General features: G+C 64.5%; 15 protein-coding genes. All 15 read left to right on the top strand.

Going from position 1 to position 14,535, the window contains the following annotated elements; translation table 11 throughout:
- Window positions 1-479 precede the first annotated feature (479 nt).
- Entirely contained in the window at window positions 480-1,637 is a 1,158-nt protein-coding gene (locus tag AC5Y5B_RS20925) for a lysozyme family protein (protein WP_500006275.1), read from the top strand.
- A gap of 233 nt (window positions 1,638-1,870) precedes the next feature.
- Complete coding sequence (locus tag AC5Y5B_RS20920) at window positions 1,871-2,560, top strand: DUF4226 domain-containing protein (RefSeq protein WP_500006274.1); 690 nt, start codon at window positions 1,871-1,873, stop codon at window positions 2,558-2,560.
- 36 nt (window positions 2,561-2,596) lie between these two features.
- On the top strand, window positions 2,597-2,932 hold the full coding sequence (locus AC5Y5B_RS20915; protein WP_500006273.1) for a hypothetical protein: 336 nt from the start codon (window positions 2,597-2,599) through the stop codon (window positions 2,930-2,932).
- Between the two features lie 25 nt (window positions 2,933-2,957).
- On the top strand, window positions 2,958-3,707 hold the full coding sequence (locus AC5Y5B_RS20910; RefSeq protein WP_066988617.1) for an AAA family ATPase: 750 nt from the start codon (window positions 2,958-2,960) through the stop codon (window positions 3,705-3,707).
- Between the two features lie 50 nt (window positions 3,708-3,757).
- Window positions 3,758-4,825, top strand: coding sequence for a C40 family peptidase (locus AC5Y5B_RS20905; protein ID WP_500006272.1), 1,068 nt, complete (start codon window positions 3,758-3,760; stop codon window positions 4,823-4,825).
- Between the two features lie 72 nt (window positions 4,826-4,897).
- The gene (locus AC5Y5B_RS20900) at window positions 4,898-5,050 is read left to right on the top strand and encodes a hypothetical protein (RefSeq protein WP_197515915.1); all 153 of its coding nucleotides are present in this window, start codon (window positions 4,898-4,900) and stop codon (window positions 5,048-5,050) included.
- A 22-nt stretch (window positions 5,051-5,072) separates the two neighbouring features.
- The gene (locus AC5Y5B_RS20895; protein ID WP_500006271.1) at window positions 5,073-7,091 is read left to right on the top strand and encodes a DUF4226 domain-containing protein; all 2,019 of its coding nucleotides are present in this window, start codon (window positions 5,073-5,075) and stop codon (window positions 7,089-7,091) included.
- A gap of 74 nt (window positions 7,092-7,165) precedes the next feature.
- The gene (locus tag AC5Y5B_RS20890) at window positions 7,166-7,468 is read left to right on the top strand and encodes a type VII secretion target (RefSeq protein WP_500006270.1); all 303 of its coding nucleotides are present in this window, start codon (window positions 7,166-7,168) and stop codon (window positions 7,466-7,468) included.
- Between the two features lie 7 nt (window positions 7,469-7,475).
- A complete protein-coding gene (locus AC5Y5B_RS20885; RefSeq protein ID WP_500006269.1) occupies window positions 7,476-7,772 on the top strand; it encodes a hypothetical protein in 297 nt (98 codons plus the stop codon).
- 9 nt (window positions 7,773-7,781) lie between these two features.
- Window positions 7,782-9,464, top strand: a complete 1,683-nt coding sequence (locus AC5Y5B_RS20880) for a PPE domain-containing protein (RefSeq protein WP_500006268.1) — start codon at window positions 7,782-7,784, stop codon at window positions 9,462-9,464.
- Window positions 9,461-9,775: a hypothetical protein gene (locus tag AC5Y5B_RS20875; RefSeq protein WP_500006267.1), complete on the top strand. Its 315-nt coding sequence runs from the start codon at window positions 9,461-9,463 to the stop codon at window positions 9,773-9,775. The genes AC5Y5B_RS20880 and AC5Y5B_RS20875 overlap by 4 nt, the downstream gene beginning before the upstream one ends.
- 1,035 nt (window positions 9,776-10,810) lie before the next feature.
- Window positions 10,811-11,482, top strand: a complete 672-nt coding sequence (locus tag AC5Y5B_RS20870) for a hypothetical protein (RefSeq protein WP_500006266.1) — start codon at window positions 10,811-10,813, stop codon at window positions 11,480-11,482.
- Window positions 11,483-12,990: 1,508 nt separating this feature from the next.
- On the top strand, window positions 12,991-13,899 hold the full coding sequence (locus AC5Y5B_RS20865) for an EspK C-terminal domain-containing protein (protein WP_500006265.1): 909 nt from the start codon (window positions 12,991-12,993) through the stop codon (window positions 13,897-13,899).
- Window positions 13,899-14,147 carry a hypothetical protein gene (locus tag AC5Y5B_RS20860; protein ID WP_500006264.1) on the top strand — a complete coding sequence of 83 codons (249 nt, stop codon included), beginning with the start codon at window positions 13,899-13,901 and terminating at the stop codon, window positions 14,145-14,147. The genes AC5Y5B_RS20865 and AC5Y5B_RS20860 overlap by 1 nt, the downstream gene beginning before the upstream one ends.
- 160 nt (window positions 14,148-14,307) lie before the next feature.
- Window positions 14,308-14,466 (top strand): hypothetical protein, encoded by a 159-nt coding sequence (locus AC5Y5B_RS20855; protein WP_500006263.1) that lies wholly within the window; start codon window positions 14,308-14,310, stop codon window positions 14,464-14,466.
- Window positions 14,467-14,535: the final 69 nt, after the last annotated feature.

Here is a 14,535-nt window from a genome sequence, read left to right as displayed (position 1 = left end):
CCCTGCCCGGCGTGCGGCAATAACGACGCTCCGACATACCCCGCACCTTAGGAAACGACACCGACAAAACCCACCACCACACCCTGTTCACCAGGCCCAATTCCCTCGACGGCTCAAGCCGCCGGCCCCCTCGGGCCGCACCGATTATGTCGGTGATCGGTGCGTAGCCGGCGTCCGGTTCTTGAATCAGCCGATAGGTCCCGGTGGTGCTACCTACGACGTGGCCAGATGCGGGTGTGGCGGCGGAGTTGACGCTGCAGCCGACACACAGCGACAACACCTCAGCGGCCGCGGCAACGCCAACCCGGGGCGCTCTCATGTGGTGGATCGTATTGGGGTGCATCGGTATTGCTGTGCGCTAAATTGTGCAGCCGCCGCGTACGCCAGGGCACATATACTGCGCGGGCCTTCGCAGGTCGGTGGTGAAGACGGCTGAAATGGTGCGTGTGGTGGGGTGTGGGGGCGTTGATACTTGATGTGTGTCGATTGAGGCGCTGGTAAGGCACGTGGGCCAGGTGCTGCACCGTGGGCATGCGTTGTTCGGCCAGCCGGGCTTTGGTGGTGGGGTGGCCGCCGGGCACAGTGGTTCAGCGCTGGCCGGTGCTGCGGAGTTGGTGCGCCACAGCCACCACCGCATGTCGGGGTTATCCGGTGCGCTGCCGGCGACCTATCACACCTTCGCCGCCGACGCCGGCCCCGGCTTGGGGACTGTCTCGACCGCCGATAACCGGTTGGGCACCCAGATACACGATGCGGTGCAGGTGGATTGGACGGGTCGAACCAACTCCGGCAATGTCGTCAACGGCGCCGCCAACGACACCACCACGTTGGCCCCGGTCTCGTCCACCCCGGCCGGCCAACGCGCCCTCATCGCCACCCTGCGCGCCCGCGTCGCCCAACAACAACAGATCGTCGAGGAATACATCGCACGTGATGCGCGACTGGCAGCGGTGCTGCGCTCGCTTTCATACGGCCGCGGCCGCGGCCGCGGTCGCGGCGGGATGCCCATGGGCGGAATGCCTCTCGGCGCAGGCGGAGGCGCCCGCGGTGGCGGCGCAGGCGGCGGTGGCGGATTGAGTGGCCTAGGCGGGTTAGTCAGCCCGATCGCCGCACTCGGCCGCCGATCGGATTCACGGCCTGGGACACCCGCGGGGTTGCGGGCGCCGACAGGGCCGGTCGGGACCCCACTGGGTGCGCTGACGCTTAATTCGAGTCCACGCGAGGTGGCATCGGCCATCATTCATGAGGCCCAGCGTCGCGGCTACTCCCCATATCAGACGACGGCGATTTTGGCCGATGCCATGCAGGAAAGCAATTTGAATCCGCGGGCGAAGAGTCCGAATGGTTTGTGGGAAGACATTTTTCAGCAAGACGCATCATATCCAGGTCGGCGTAATCCGAACTTGGCGATCTCGGAGTTTTTCAATCGGCTCGACCATCACGGCGGCCCGCGATCACCCGACATTTGGAAATCGATCTTCTGGCTCCAACAACGGCCCGGAGAGGCATCCGCTCAAGCGGCGTATTCCCATGGCCGACAAGGGTATTTAAGCGAGATTATGCGACAGCACCAAAGAGCCACCGCCATGTATCACGACATCGTCGGTCGCGGCGGCGGAGGAGGAATTATGGTCTGAGCGGCCAAGGGACCGTAGAACCTAAATTCGACGCATTACAACGGTAGGTGCATATATCCGAGGATTCAAGGGTATGAAAGCGCCCGCCGGGTCGGCTTGCGTGACGTGTGTACCCAAAGGGGGAATTGGCCGACCTATCCGCTTCGGACGCGCCGGCGCGCGACTAGATGGACAAGCGAGTAGGCGAGGTAGATTTTGGTGCTGTTGTCGTCGGTAGGCCGGATAATCGTTGTATGTCGCTGGTGCAGACCTGTGTTGCTGTGCAGGCCGTGATCGCGCGGGCCCGCGCGTTATTCGGTCCGGCGATCAGCGTGGGCGATTCCCAGACGTCGACCCTCATCGCCGACGCGGTGCAACTCGCCAGGGCGGGGCGTGACCGTACGCTCGAGATGGCCGGCGGATCAGGACTGCCGTCCTACCGCGACATGGTGGACCGGTCGATCCCACCGCTAATGACCGCGTCGACGAGCGACGCGGGCTTGACCACACGAGTGGTGGACGCCGCCGCGGTGACCAACGCCGGCGCGGAGCGCCTCGATGCGATCGCCGCCCAGACCCGTGCCACCACCCAGGCCGCCGTCGCCGCGCGTACACCCGCCGAGCAGCGTGCCATCCTGAGCGCATTGCGCGGCCAGCTTCAGCAGGCCTCCCAGGTTGTCCAAACCACCCAGCAACAAGGTGGTGCGGTAGCCGCTCAGATCCGCGCACTGAGATACCCCAAGGACGCGCCAGAGGCTCCGATGCCCGGCGAAGGCCCGGGCGACATATGGGACCCGTCGACGGCGTACAGGTTATTCAACTCGATGAACGAATGTGAGGCCTGGATTACGTTCCGCAGAGTCCTGTATCCCTGGCAGCAATGGGAGTGCCACCTGGCGGGGCCCGGGGGAGTAGCGGGCTCGTTCATCGTCGACAAAGCTTAAAAGCGACGCATCGTCGCAGACTGAGGAAGGATCGCCATGGTCGATGAACCCGTCTGGAATTTCCGAGCGATCATCAGCGCAGCTGACGCCGACGTCCGCGACGAAGTCCGTGACCGGCTCTTTCGAACGCCGTTTCACATTCGGTCGTACAACGGTGGGACAGTGACCAGCACCGTCTATAGAGCGGCCGACCAACTTGAGCTCTACAACCCAGATCACGTCGTGGATCTCTTTCAGGCGTTTCACGATGCGGGCGCCTATCAATGGGATGCGAAGACACACACCATGTGCGAGGTGGAAGACCCAGACAGTTACGTGCACCGGGTCAAGCGACCCGCCCACATACCTCTAACGCCGGGGGCGCGTGAGTAACAGTGAAGTTTGAAAAGGTGGTGCGGTGTCGATCTATTTGAAGCGCATTCGATTAGCGCGCAGCGCGGTCGACGACTTCAACGTCTATCCATTCTCGCTGCCGCTGGTCAGGTCTTTGAGCACGGTGGAGTTCGATTCTCAGGTGACCTTCCTCGTCGGCGCCAACGGCGCCGGCAAGTCAACTCTCCTAGAGGCTATTGCCGTGGCGCTGGGCTTCAACGCCGAAGGTGGAAGCCGTCACTTCAACTTCACGACTCGAGCATCCCACTCGAACCTGCACGCCTATCTCGACATTGCACGGGGTACGCGCAAACCCCGCACAGGCTACTTTTTGCGCGCGGAAAGCTTCTTTAATGTTGCGACACAAGTCGATCAGCTTGGCTCCGACATCATCACCGGCGCCTACGGTGGCCGTTCTTTGCATGAACAATCCCATGGTGAATCCTTCCTGACGCTGATGGTCGAGAGATTCACCGCTAATGGCCTGTACCTGCTTGATGAACCGGAAGCAGCGTTATCGCCGACGAGCCAGCTGGCCGCGCTAGCACGCATCCACGATCTCGTTCGCGATGGTTCACAGTTTCTGATAGCGACGCATTCGCCGATCCTCATGGCCTACCCGGGCGCGACCATCTACGCGTGCACAGACAGCGGCATCAGCCCAGTCGCGTATAAGGAGACCGAACACTATCGGATCACCCGGGACTTCCTCGATGCGCCTGAACAATTCCTCCGGGAGTTGCTCGACGTAGAGTTACCGAACTCTGCATGCTGAGCCCGAAAAACGTGCATCTGGTGGGGTGTGGGGGCGTTGATACTTGATGTGTGTCGATTGAGGCGCTGGTAAGGCACGTGGGCCAGGTGCTGCACCGTGGGCATGCGTTGTTCGGCCAGCCGGGCTTTGGTGGTGGGGTGGCCGCCGGGCACAGTGGTTCAGCGCTGGCCGGTGCTGCGGAGTTGGTGCGCCACAGCCACCACCGCATGTCGGGGTTATCCGGTGCGCTGCCGGCGACCTATCACACCTTCGCCGCCGACGCCGGCCCCGGCTTGGGGACTGTCTCGACCGCCGATAACCGGTTGGGCACCCAGATACACGATGCGGTGCAGGTGGATTGGACGGGTCGAACCAACTCCGGCAATGTCGTCAACGGCGCCGCCAACGACACCACCACGTTGGCCCCGGTCTCGTCCACCCCGGCCGGCCAACGCGCCCTCATCGCCACCCTGCGCGCCCGCGTCGCCCAACAACAACAGATCGTCGAGGCGCACAAGGCTCGGGACGCGCAGCTCGCGGCAAGGATCCGGTCGATGCTCTATGCGCGCCGCAGAGGCGGTATGGGCGGCATGCCGATGAGCGGGATGCCCTTTGGCGGCGGGGGTTTTGGCGGCGGCGGGGGCGGGACACCCATGCTGTCTGGTTTATCGGGTTTGGGTGGTTTCGGCGGCCGCGGATCACGCAATCCGCATTCGAGGCTTGTCGACTCATGGAGCGGGGCCAGTAATGTGCCCGGCGAGCCGGGAACGGGGGCGGCCCAGGCGGCGCTAAGTAAACTGGGTCGACCCTACGTGTGGGGCGCGAAGGGCCCCAACAGCTTTGACTGTTCCGGGCTGACGCAGTGGGCATGGCGCCAGGCTGGTGTGCAGCTCGGTGGCGACACGTATGCCCAGATTAAGGAGGGTGTCGCGGTGCCGCCCGGGCAGGTGCGGGCCGGGGATCTGATTTTCCCGCTCGACGCCTTCGGTGAGGGTGGCCGCGGCGGCCCTGGGCATGTGCAGTTGGCGATTTCAGATCACCAGGTGGTGCATGCACCGACCTCTGGTGATGTGGTCAGAGTCGCTCCGCTGCCTGGGCGTTACATCGCTCGTCGGCCAGTGCGAGCGATGACGGCTTGAGCCCCGGAAATTGTGCAGGAGCGGGTCATCTGACGGGGTTAGGCTCAAATCACCTCCACGAAAGGACCGGCGGTGAATTCACGTTTGGAGCAAGAGGCCCAGCAGGTGTTGGGAGTTGTTTCTCACGCTCGGCATGTCTTCGGCGGCGACGTGCCCCCTACGGAGCCGCCGGTGTTCGCGCCGCGCCGCGATCTTGAAGACGACCTTGGCCTTGGCCACTTCTGACGACGGGGACGGGCGATAATTCATGGGCACCAAGCACTTCGGCGACGACACCTCGTGGGGCGTCTGGGACCACAAGGGCGGCGGCGAGGGGTGGTCAGAGCCGGGTTGGGCGATGCCGTCCGATCACACCCACTACATCAGCAAGCATGACCCGTATTGGGCCCGGGTGTTGGATCATGCGCGACAAACGTATGGCGACCCCAACATTCACTACAGCACTGACAACGTCGGTGATGAACGCCATCTGGTATTCGGCGACGGCACGGGGCTGCCCGCCAACGGGACAGTCGTCTATCACGACGCGGGAACCAAACAGAACTGGGCCCAAAATGATGACGGCACAGTTTCTTTGGTAGGCCCGGACGGAAAGCAGGGACCGCCGATCCCGCCCGCGGGCTACCGCAAGTTGGGTGATCACTACGCACCCGTGAACGCCAATGGCCAGCAGATCGGACCACAGCTGGGCGGTGTTCCCAGCAGCGACAACGGTTTCTATAACGACCCCAAGACCGGGTTGTTGACGCCAAAGAACGCCAACGGCGACTACTACACGCTGGACCCGAACGGCAAGAAGGCGTTCTTCGACAAGAACAGTGCAGCGATCAGCGAGGAGCAATTCAACAACGCCAACAAACCGCGCGATCCGGCACCGCATCCCGGCGACGGCGGGCTGGCCACCGATGAGCAGCAGTCAGGCAAGGCCGCTGACGCGGTGAAGAAACTGCAGCAGGAACTGAAGAATCACTACACCAAGATCAGTGACGCCGAGGAGAAACTGTCGGAGGTGCTGCTCAATGCGCACGCCACCACAACCGCGGGTCAGCAGAAACTCAACGACATCCAGAAGAAGATCGTCGAGGCGGTCAACAACCCGACGATGGCCATGGATACGCCGGCCGGCGAGCGGGCGTTTCTGACGTTTCTGCGCAATCAGGTTGGTGCGACGAATGATTTGCTCGCCGCCGGGGGACTGAGCGCTGAGGATCAAAGCAAGGCCGCCCAGGCGCTGGCCGCGTTGTATGCAGCCGACAGTGGTGCCGGCAGCACCGATGATCCGCAAAGCCCTGCTGACCCTGACCCGGGACAATCCACCCCGTCCCCGGCGCCGAGTGCGCCTGCTGAACCCGACCCGGGCCCGGTTGCCGCTGACCCCGGGCCAGTTGGTGCACCGGATATGTCCGATCCCGGGTTGTCGGACATGCTCGGTGGCGGCCCGCTGGGCAGCGACCCGCTATCGTCGCTGGCCTCGATGTTGCCCGCGCTGGGCAGCCTGGGGGGAGCCGGGGGCAGCCCGCTGGATTCCTTGGGTGGGCTGGCCGGTGCGGCAAGTCCCTTGGTGGGCTTGGCATCTGGCCTGGGTGATCAGGGCAATCACGAGCGCCCCTCAGACACCCCGGATAAGACCGGCGATAGCGCCGAGCATGTCAAAGACAGCAAGGACACCAAGGACGGCAAGACGGACACCACGACACCGCCAGACGGTGCGCAGGGCGCCTCTGGGCAACCGGGGCAGCAGGGCCAAAATGCCGGCAACTCCACACCGGGGGATCCGCCCACCGCCGCGACGCCGCCTGCTCCGGCGTCGCCGACGGTCAAGTTGCCCGACGGATCGACGTCGACGGCGCGCAGCCCGCAGTCCGCGCAGGCCATCCGTGACTATCTAGCCGGCAAAACCGTCGATGCGGCCTACCGCCAGAACAACATTCAGCTGCCGCCACCTGGGACACCGGTGACCAACCCGGTCGATCCGAGCCGGCTCACGTGTGGGGACTTGGCCATGTTCAAGGACCACTACGTGCCGGTCTTGAGCTCGGTCAAGGCCTATGTCAACGGGCAGGTGGTTCCCCTGGAATCGGTGTCTTCGAGCCCAGACTTTATGGGGTGGATCGACCCCACCGCCGCGGCTACCAATGCCGTACCCCACGGCGGACCGCCGGCAGCGGCCCAACCGGCACCCGCTATCCCTCCGGTCGCCTCGGCGCCGCCGGGGGGCTCAGCGCCTCCGCTGGCGGCATCGGCGCCGGTACCGGCCAGCGGATAGCTGCAAAGGCCATCCATGATTAGCCGCTAGCAGGGACACTGAAATCATCAAGTTAGGAAAGGAACACACCAGCCATGACCGAGCCGATCCGCACCGATCCCGAGGTGCTGCACGAGGTCGCCAGCAATCACGACGAGGTCGTTCGCATCGTCGAAGCCGCGCGCGAACGCGGCGGCGACATCCATGCCGCTGTGGAAACCCTCGGCCCGATCATGCACGAAGTTAAAGCGGCAGTCAGTGACGTGTTGATCGATCGCGATAATGCGCTGACGGAGCACGCGAGTCGCCATCGCAATGCCGGCGATGAGCTTCGGCGGGCGGCCTCCACTTACACTGTCGTCGACGAGCAGAATTCCCAGCACCTCCGACAGCTGTAAAGCAACTATGACCACCGATGCCGCCGACCGGGAATACACCGCCAACACCCGCGACGAAACGGTGTGGGTGCGCGTGGCGGGATCGGGTCAGGTGTTGGGGGTCCAGCTGGAGCCGCCGGTAATGGATCTGCGCGGCCACGAAATCGCCGAACGCATCCAGGCCTGCGCCGACGTCGCCTACCTCGAGGGGCAGGTGGCGTTGCGCGCCGAGTTCGAACAGCGCGGCACCCCCGCCGACGCGATCGCCTGGATGGCCACGCACGAGGACCTCGAGCAGGCCCGCACTCGGCTCAGAAGTCTCTAGGAACATGCCATGAAGGTCGACGCACCCGGGCTGATTGCCGCTGCGCAGCGCCTGCTCGCCGCGGTGGAAGGCCTGAGCGGAAGTGGAGTACCGCACGCGCCGCTGGCCGCCGACCCGGCATCCCTCGGCGCGGCGACCAGGCTGACCACTGCCGGCACCGAACTGACGGCAGCGCTGGTCGCCCATATCACCGCCCTGGTGGGCACCATTGAGCATCTGACCGGGACGGCGATCACATTCGTCGAAACCGACGCCAACAACGCGACCGCCCTTGCGACCTTGAACAAGGGTGGGGCTACCGCGGCCGGTGTTCCCGGTTCGGCCCCTCCCGCGCCGCCTGTGCCTCCCGATGTGCGAGTACCGATCGGGCCGCCCCCGCCGATGCCCCCAGAGGCCATCTCGGTGGCGGTGCATTCGGGTGATGTCAGCGGCGGGGAACCGTTTATCAGCGCCTGGTCGAGGGTCGCCACCGCGACGCATGACGCCTCTCAGTTGATCCGGGACTCCGTGCACCAGTTGCCGGACACCTTGGAGGGGCCGGTGTCCACGCCGGCGGTCAGCCACCACCTGCTGAAGTTCGCCAAGGGCCTTGAGACCTACAGTAAGCGCGCTCAAACTCTGGTCAAGCAGGCAAATGACCACGCGGACAACCAATTTCAAGTCCGTCAGGCTGTCCCGACTCCGCAGCAGTTCACCACCGCTCAACAACGGGTGCACACGATCGCTGTCGCCAATGCGGCTTCCGGGGGTAAACACGCGACGCAGCTGGCTCAGGCGGTCGCCGATAAGAACAAGCTCGACACTCAAGCGGTGACCAACTATCCGCCCTATCACGTGCGCACCGTCGCCAACACCAGCGGCCAGGACCCGGGCACCCCGCCTACGGATCAGCCGACGGCCGATCCAACGGATCAAGAGCCGACCACGCCTAAGGCCCCGACCGATCCAACGACGAGCGGCCCCGACGACGGGACGGGTCTGGGCCCAGATCCGTCCGCGGATCCGCTGCCGGAGGAAAGCGGCGGTGCGGCGGGCTTGATACCGCAGCTGCTGCCAGCGCTGCTCGGTGGCGCTGGCGAGCTGATCGGCGGTGCATTGGGCGCGGTGACGAAGGGACCGCAGGCTGTCTTACAAGCCGGCGAACAGGCGATCCAGGCGGCGACCCAGGGTTTGTCAGGTCTGGGGGAGCCGAAGATGGATCCCCCGGGATTGGGGAGTGAGTCGGCCCCGGGCGGTGGGGACCCGGCCGGTGGTGGGGGCGGTGATCCCGCTCCGACCACGCCGGCCAGCGGCGCCGGAGAGCTCAGTGTTGCCCCGTCAACCGGCGCGCCGCCAACCCCGGCGGTCACACCGGTGGGTGCCACGGAGGGCTCTGGCCCTGGCGGCGGCGCGTCGGGGGGCGGTGGCCCGATGGGCATGCCGATGGGTGGCATGGGTGGTCTCGGCGGGGCACCTGGTGGTGCCGGTGCCGGCGGCAAAGGTGATAAGGACAGGGAACGTAAAGTCGTTGTGCGCGACATCCCGCACACCGAGGACGTCACTGGGCGCGTCGACACTAGCCGGCTGTCGGTGGCTTCCGCCGCGACCCAGCGGGATCGGAACCCTGAACCGCCCGACGATGACGACCCACCCGAGGTGTCCGGCCCGGTCGTGCGCCGCCTGGTGACCCGCCCGCCCAAGGAGCCGTCGTGACCATCAGCGCCGACGACGAGTTCAACAACCTCGGTGATGCCGAGAAGGTGAAGTTCAACCAGACTGAAACCGCGGCGACCTTAGCGCAGCTCGATAACCTGCTCAACGAGCTCGATAGCCTGCGGGCCGGCGTCGATGACCCTGAGGGACTGGTGTCGCTGACGCTGGGTTTCGATGGGCGCCTACTTGAGGTGCGGATCGCCGACGCGATCGGCAACGTCATGACCAATCTGCAGCTGGAGAAAAAGCTCAACAGCCTTTTCGCCGCCGGCAACAAAGGCGTCGACGAGATGCGCGGCGAAATCCTTTAACTGCACGCACTAGCCCCCGATCTCCGCGTCGCAAAGCGAGCACCCCATCCGTAAAGTAATCCACGCGCACACGAGACCTGTTGGTAGGCAAGAAAAGTTGAAAGGGCTCGGCTGAAGTGGGAGGTCGCCGAGCCCTTTCGGCCCCACTGTGGTGGGGCGTCTCCAACCCTACAGCTCTTGAAATGCCCGCCGTGCACAATCTTTCACACGCTCCAGGCGAATCCCCGTCAGCGACAGGTAATCTGAGTGTGGACCCGCGCACCGGGAGTGAGATCCTGCAGCGAGGGACAGATTTCCCGCCAGGATTGGTGTGTAACCGCATCTAAGATGAGACCGTGAATTGGCAAAACACGCCGGCACTACCGCGACGAAACAGGGCAGTCGGCATCGCCCTCGGCACAGCGATTGCAGCGATGTTCGTCGCTCTCGCCGGGCTCGTCGTCAGCATCATCGGGCTTATGCAGCCGCCAACTGTAGCCGCGCCAGTTATAGGAACGTCTGCGCCGCCATCACAAACACCGGCTGCAGATCCGACTACGGCCAACCACGCGCTCTGTAACGCGATTGCTCCATTGATGACAGAGAGCGACGGAATCTCGAAGGCTTACTCGAATCTTGGCCCAGCCGGCAGTCCGACGTATCGCGCAGGAATTTCAACATTCGTGAGCGATACGAAGAACTGGGTCGGACGCATTCAACCAGTAATTGACGGGCACAATGGTGCCGATCCGTTCCTACGTCGGTCACTGCAGCGATTCGTAGATGATCGCAGGTATCTCGTTGCCGACCTTGAGGAAGGACCTCCACAGCCCTAGGACCAGACCGATTGGAATGACAGCTTATCTGCGTACAACGGCCCATTGACCGTTTGCTGGAACCTTGGCGTGAAGTGGTAGCAATGGCCACGTCGCAGGGCGCCGTAATAGCGCACCGGTGCGACACAGCCCGCTCACGCTAAACAGCAAGCGTTGAGCGCGCTCGTTATGGCATGAGTTTTCCGTGGCCAGCCCTGCTTCCAGCCTTTAAGCTTGAACAATGACGACCACGCATCACGGGCAGCCCGGGACACAAGCAGGGCAGCGGCAGGACCCCGTCCTGCCCGGCGCTCCTTCGATGCCTCAGTCAGCTCCGCCAGGCCCAAATTGGCCGTACCCGCCGGCTCTTCCGCCGCGAAGCGCGAGCGGCAAGGCTTCGGCGATTGCAATCGGAATAGCAATCCTGATCGCTACCGCCGCGCTTGTTGTGGGCATCATCGGCCTCGTGCGGCCCTCAGCTTCGCCGGCGCCAAGCGCAGGAACCCCGTCAGCATCCACACCGCCAGCGCGCTCCAATCCCGTCGACACCACCGCCGCGAACAAGGCGCTGTGCAATGCGATCGTTCCGTTAATGGCGGAGAGCGATCGCATATCGAAGGCACTTTCCAGCCAGGCACCGGCAGGTTCGCCCGGTTGGAACGCGGAGATGCCGAAATTTCTCAGCGCTGAAAAAGACTTACTAGGTCGTTTGCAACCGATTATTGATAGTCACCCGGATGTCGACCCGTACTTCCACCGGACACTGCAGCGCTACGTTGATGACCGGCGGAACTTGGTGTCAGACCTTGAAGCTGGCCCGTGGCAAGCGTACGACCAGAACATCTGGGATGACAGCTTGGGCGCCTACAACGGTCCGCAGGTGACTTGCTGGGACCTCGGCATCAAATGGTAGGGATGAGCGCGCCGGCGGGCATGCCGCATAGGCGGTACTCCGCGGTGATCCTGGGAGGGTCTTGGCCGCACACCGATCCTCAAAGTGTCCAAGCCACTTCTGAGGCGCAACATGGCGAAGGAATCAAGAATCTCGATCTAGCCGATGTCGTACGTGGAGCGTCTAATCGGGTTGCCGCCGAACTTTCGGGCCATGTGGCGGACGGTTTTGTCCAGGCCTGCGGGCGTATCGCCACAATGTACGTCGGACATGCAGATGAGTGGTTCGGGATGTCGCGGGTATCAGAGGAGGTTGGACGGCTCGCCTACGGTTTGCGCGAAGATCTCGATCAGATCGATTTGAAGGCGCACCAAGAGATTGCGCGTTTAGAGGAACAAGCCCGGCTCGGAACTGGCCTGCTGGCGTTGTCGCAGATCGGCCAGGTCATAGCCAAGGCGCGCGGCGAGGCGATGGCCAAGTCTGCGACCGCGACTGCCGCGGTGGGAAAGTTGGCCCCTCAGCTCACTCCGGGCGGCGGTCCCGCGTCCAAGCCGACAAGCGGGCAAAGCGGTGGTGACCCTGTCGATCCAAAAGAGACCGGCGGCGGCCCGGGTGGCGGCAGCACAAAGGTCATGTCGGCCGGATGGGACAAGGTCCCCCAATCGCCGCCACCAGACCCTGGGAGCGGTCCGCGAACAAAGGGAGGCGGTGCCGAAGGAGGCGGTAACACACCAGGTGCTCAACCAAATGGGCCGGGGGAACCGGCGCCGGGCGACGTGACCGGGGCGGGAAATAACGGGCCCGGAGGTCCAAAACCGCGGGTAAAAGCGGGCCAGACCGAAGGAGGGGGAACCGGCCTGCCGCCTATGCCGTTTGGTGGCAGCGGTGGGGGCGGCGGACTCCCGCCGGGTGGTGGCGGTCTTGGGGGCGGAATGCCTGGTGGTGGTGGGTTTAAGTTGCCGGAGACTCCGGGCGGTTTGGGTGGCGGAATCCCTGGCGGCGGTGGTTTGCCGCAGGGTTTGACGCCGACGAATTTTTCTCCGGGGGGTGCGGGAGTGACGCCGCCTTCGGCGGCTCCCACGGATTTCTCCCGCGGTTTAAGCGCGGGTTTTGGTGGTGCTCCTGCCCCAATCGCGCCTCCGGTATCGCAGCCTTCTGCTGTGCCGGCGAGCGGGGCTCCGGCGGGCGCGTATTCGCCGGGGCCGGCCCCTGTCGCTGCGTCGGCGGGTGCACCGGCTGTGTCGTCACCGGTGGCCCCGCCTTCCCCGCCGGGCGGGGGTGGTGTGCCGGCGGGGCCGGTCGGGCCGTTGCCTCCGTTCGGCTCTGACGTCCCACGTACGGCGGTGGCCGCTTCGGCGGGGGCGGCGGTAAGCCCTGCATCGGGTGCGCCGCTTGCTCCATCGGCTTCGGGCGGCTCGTCGGCGTCTGCGCCGGTGGCACCCCTTCCTCCGGGCGTGGTGGGTTCCGGTGTGGGCGCGAGTGCGGGGGCCGCGACCGAGGGGGTTCGCTCATCGCGGCCGGATCCTTTGTTGGAGTCGGCTTCGCAGCTGGTTTATCAGTTGCTGCATGCTTCCCAGAAGAGCAAGTACCTGTTTATGGACTGGTGCGTGGGGGTGTTCCGCACGCAGTCCGGTGTCGAGACCGTGGTGGTGAATAGCGATGGCGCAGGCTACATTCCGGCCGGTGTGTTTGTGCCGCGTTCGGCGCGGATGCTGTTCGCGGATTCAAGTCTGAGTCCGGCGTTTCGGGCGAAGTGGTTTAGCTGGGCCAATCCGGCCGAGACGATGCTGGCCTACGCTGAGCTCGCCACCAAAAACAGCCCGAGCGTGGAGTTGTGGGCGCTGGCTGTCTCGACAAGTTACGGCGGCTCCTCGGTGCCAGCGCGGGCGGCCGGTGTCCCTCATTTTGACGATTGCCCGGTGGATTTGTCGCCCATAAAAGAAACGGATCCACCGATGCCGCTCGACGAGAGCCACATGCATCGACTGGAGACGGTCGATCGCGCCCTGTATGCCCGACTGCTTGGTTTCGGGGATGGTCCATTGCCGGATCCTTCCGAGGCGTGGCGGATGACGCAGGAGGCGGCCGAGGCCGCTCTTGGTCGCGCCGGCGCGGTGCGTGACTTGGCGGTGGCGCCGGTGATTCGGGAAATCATGGGGACCTTGCGCAGCGGCGTACCGGTGAAGCAGGAACGCTGGATTGCGTTGGAGGGCGCCTACTTTGAGTCGGTCGGGATGGGCACGAGTCTGCGGCCGGGCTTGGTTAGCCGCGATGGCGCCTCACCGCATGTCCGTGCCTATTTCGATTTGGCCCGTTTGATTGAGATTTTGCTGCTGTGGAACCTGGATGGCGAGACGGGCGGGCGGGGCATTAAGTATCCCGAGATCGCGTATCTAACCCGCCAGATTGTGGATCACACGAACGGCGAGGGCAGCTGATGGACGGCCGAGTTTTTAGCGAGCTGGTCGACATCGCGGCACTCACCGGCAAGGCTGCAGCGGCGGTGCCTGTAATCCCGCCACTGACGGCGGCCCCGTTGTTGGATGACGCGTGTGCCAAGTTGTTCGAGCACATGGATAGGCAAAGCCGTGAGATGACGGCGGAGTTGACGCGGACCGCGGCGCAGCTTGAAGCGATGGTCTTCGAGGGGAAGATCGGCGTGCACGACGAGATAGGGGAGGGCTGAGATGCCTGCTCAGGTCATTAAGGTAACTCCGCCTACGTTGCTGGAGGCTGCTTCTACGGTGGCGGGAACCTCGGCGAGGACCGCTCCGTCGCCGAGCGCGATTCCGGCCGCGGTTCCGGGATCGCCGTTTGATGTCGCGTGGACGGGGTTGGCGGCCACGATGGGCACCCGTGCCGCGACGATGACCGCCGAGGCCGCCCGTGTGGGCCCGGCGCTGCAGGGGACTTCGCAAACGGCGGTGAGCGCCCTGGAGGCTCAGGACGACCACAATGCGACCCAGATTCAGGGCGTTGGGCAATCCGCCGTCGTGACGGTCTGATCCGAGAGCGGCGTCAAAAGCGCAACTAGGTGCGGGTTTCGCAGGGCCCAGTATGGGCCCGATGGGCGA

It is taken from the genome of Mycobacterium sp. NGS33, assembly GCF_059812885.1.
This window is presented reverse-complemented; position numbering and strand designations above follow the sequence as displayed.

What these genes read in the sequence shown, in the direction of transcription:
- AC5Y5B_RS20885 (WP_500006269.1), top strand. Translation starts at nt 7,476, where the DNA reads ATGACCACCGATGCCGCCGACCGGGAATACACCGCCAACACCCGCGAC.
- AC5Y5B_RS20855 (WP_500006263.1), top strand. Translation starts at nt 14,308, where the DNA reads ATGGGCACCCGTGCCGCGACGATGACCGCCGAGGCCGCCCGTGTGGGC.
- AC5Y5B_RS20915 (WP_500006273.1), top strand. Translation starts at nt 2,597, where the DNA reads ATGGTCGATGAACCCGTCTGGAATTTCCGAGCGATCATCAGCGCAGCT.
- AC5Y5B_RS20895 (WP_500006271.1), top strand. Translation starts at nt 5,073, where the DNA reads ATGGGCACCAAGCACTTCGGCGACGACACCTCGTGGGGCGTCTGGGAC.
- AC5Y5B_RS20870 (WP_500006266.1), top strand. Translation starts at nt 10,811, where the DNA reads ATGACGACCACGCATCACGGGCAGCCCGGGACACAAGCAGGGCAGCGG.
- AC5Y5B_RS20920 (WP_500006274.1), top strand. Translation starts at nt 1,871, where the DNA reads ATGTCGCTGGTGCAGACCTGTGTTGCTGTGCAGGCCGTGATCGCGCGG.
- AC5Y5B_RS20880 (WP_500006268.1), top strand. Translation starts at nt 7,782, where the DNA reads ATGAAGGTCGACGCACCCGGGCTGATTGCCGCTGCGCAGCGCCTGCTC.
- AC5Y5B_RS20860 (WP_500006264.1), top strand. Translation starts at nt 13,899, where the DNA reads ATGGACGGCCGAGTTTTTAGCGAGCTGGTCGACATCGCGGCACTCACC.
- AC5Y5B_RS20890 (WP_500006270.1), top strand. Translation starts at nt 7,166, where the DNA reads ATGACCGAGCCGATCCGCACCGATCCCGAGGTGCTGCACGAGGTCGCC.